The sequence below is a fragment of the Cupriavidus sp. HMR-1 genome, from assembly GCF_000319775.1.
In the GTDB taxonomy this organism is placed as follows: Bacteria; Pseudomonadota; Gammaproteobacteria; order Burkholderiales; family Burkholderiaceae; genus Cupriavidus; species Cupriavidus metallidurans.
The window spans coordinates 1-1,978 of sequence record NZ_ANKP01000211.1; the positions used below are offsets into that span (position 1 = coordinate 1).

2 protein-coding genes are annotated in these 1,978 nt (G+C 68.9%); both read right to left on the minus strand.

Going from position 1 to position 1,978, the window contains the following annotated elements; translation table 11 throughout:
• Positions 1–162: 162 nt before the first annotated feature.
• Positions 163–636, minus strand: a complete 474-nt coding sequence (locus D769_RS20405) for a hypothetical protein (RefSeq protein WP_024569258.1) — start codon at positions 634–636, stop codon at positions 163–165.
• Positions 637–643: 7 nt separating this feature from the next.
• Positions 644–1,978 (minus strand): Asp-tRNA(Asn)/Glu-tRNA(Gln) amidotransferase subunit GatA (gene gatA, locus D769_RS20410; protein WP_008648990.1); only part of this gene is annotated, 1,335 nt, incomplete at its 5' end.

The following is a 1,978-nucleotide window of genomic DNA, read 5'->3' on the forward strand; positions in this document are numbered from 1 at the left end:
CGCGGGCGCGGCCTGCAGGAGCGCCATGCCGATCGCCACTGCCGCCACGCTCGCGCGCAGCCAGCGCCCCGCCATGGTCGGAACCAGCGGCGTGGGGGTCAGCGTGGAAAGGTGCGGTCGGCGCCTCATGATCTGTCGATGGACGGTGTCGCTTAGCGCGTGTTAGCGCGTGCGGGCGCAGTCGCCCGAACCCGGTTCGAACATCACCGGCCATGCCTGCTCATAGATGCCCGGCGTGCAGTGCGCCTGGCAATTCGCGTGCGCCAGCGTGATGCGGCGCGGGTCCTGCCAGACCATCAGCTCGCAGGCGCTGCCGTCGTTGGCGCGCAGTTCGATATGCGGCGTTTTCTTGACCTGACGGAAATCGGCCAGATTGAAGCTGCACGAGCCGCGCTTGCCCACCCAGAGCTTCCACTGGAGCTGCTGCACGGTGTTGTTGGACACGCGCAATTGCGCGTCCTCGCGGAAGCCATCTTCCTCGGTGCGGCGGCAATCGCCGACGAGGTCGATATCGCGCGCGGCGATCGGCGTCGAGCGGCCGCCGAACGGCAGCGGAATGCAGCCGGCCAGCGTCGCCGCCAGGGCCAGGGCCGCGGCGGCGCGCATGCTGACGATGGGCAGGGGGCGTGTTTGCATGGCGTTGTCAGGCCGGACGGCGCAGGTGCCAGTCGGTGGCCTGCTGGAACGCATGGGCCGTCTGCAGCAATTGCGCTTCATCGAAATAGTTGCCGATAAGCTGCAGGCCAACAGGCATGTTGCCTTCGCCAAAGCCGCACGGCACGCTCATGCCGGGCAGGCCCGCCAGGCTGGTGGACAGCGTGAAGATGTCCGCCAGGTACATCTGGACCGGATCGGCAGTCTTCTCACCGAGCTTCCATGCCACCGTGGGCGCCACCGGACCCATGATCACGTCGCACTGGGTGAACGCGCGCTGGAAGTCGTCGGCGATGATGCGGCGGATCTTCTGAGCCTGCAGGTAGTAGGCGTCGTAGTAGCCGTGCGACAGCACGTACGTGCCCACCATGATGCGGCGCTTGACCTCGGGGCCGAAGCCTTCGGCGCGGCTCTTCTTGTACATGTCGAGCAGGTCGCCATACTGCGCGGCGCGATGGCCGTAGCGCACGCCATCGAAGCGGGACAGGTTCGACGATGCCTCGGCCGGCGCGATGATGTAGTAGACGGGGATCGACAGTTCGGTCTTCGGCAGGGTCACGTCGACCAGCGTCGCGCCCAGCTTCTCGTACTCGGCCAGCGCGGCGCGCAAGGCCTGTTCGACGTCGGCCGAGAGGCCCTTGCCGAAATACTCGCGCGGCAGGCCGATGCGCAGGCCGGCCAGCGGCTGGCTGGCGGTGGCGCCTGCGCGGGGCTGGCCCAGCAGGCGCGTGAAGTCCTCGGTGACGCCGCCCAGTTCCGGGGTCAGGCTGGTCGAATCCTTCGGATCGAAACCGGCCATGCCGTTGAGCAGCAGCGCGCAGTCCTCTGCCGAATGGGCCATCGGGCCGCCCTGGTCCAGCGACGACGCGAACGCGATCATGCCGTACCGCGATACGCGGCCATACGTCGGCTTGATGCCGGTGATGCCCGAGAACGAGGCCGGCTGGCGAATCGAGCCGCCGGTGTCCGTGCCGGTGGCGGCAGGCGCCAGGCCGGCGGCCACGGCGGCGGCGGAACCGCCCGAGGAGCCACCCGGCACGCGGCTGGTGTCCCACGGGTTGCCCACCGGGCCGAAGAACGAGTTCTCGTTCGACGAGCCCATCGCGAACTCGTCCATGTTGGTCTTGCCCAGCGTGACCATGCCGGCGGCGGCCAGGCGTTCGACCACGGTGGCGTCGAACGGGCTTTCGTAGTTGGCCAGCATCTTCGAGCCGGCGGTGGACTTCCAGCCGCGCGTCACGAAGACGTCCTTGTGGGCGATGGGCACGCCGGTCAGCGGCGTGGCCTGTCCCTGGGCGCGGCGCTCGTCGGCGGCGCGGGCCTG

What these genes read in the sequence shown, in the direction of transcription:
- D769_RS20405 (WP_024569258.1), bottom strand. Translation starts at nt 636, where the DNA reads ATGCAAACACGCCCCCTGCCCATCGTCAGCATGCGCGCCGCCGCGGCC.